1 pseudogene is annotated in these 333 nt (G+C 72.7%); it reads right to left on the reverse strand.

Annotation, left to right across the window (positions count from 1 at the left end):
• Window positions 1–333 (reverse strand): annotated as a pseudogene (locus tag ACLBX8_RS31715) (ubiquinone-dependent pyruvate dehydrogenase); the annotation flags it as partial.

A 333-nucleotide genomic window follows, 5' to 3' on the forward strand; every position in this document is an offset into this window, starting at 1 on the left:
GGCGTGCCGACGTCGAAGGTGAAGACCGCGTCCTCGGAGGCCGCCTCGCTGAGCGTCCGGGCGACGTATTGCGGGTGGATCTTGCCGCCGGGCTTGCCGACCGCCAGCGCGTCGTGCCCGGCGCGGGCCTTGCGGTAATGGGCGAGGCTGTCGTCGAGATGCGCCCGGTCGGTCTTGGCCTGCAGCTTCGGGAGCAGCGCCGCGATCGTCTCCCCGACGTCGCCGACCAGGCCGAGATCGATCCGGCAGTGGCGCCCGAGGCTCCCGGCCCGCAGGTCGACCTGCGCGACCTTGGCGTCGTCCGGGTAGAACTGGCGGTAGGGGAAGCCGGTG

This window comes from Methylobacterium sp. D48H, assembly GCF_053345715.1.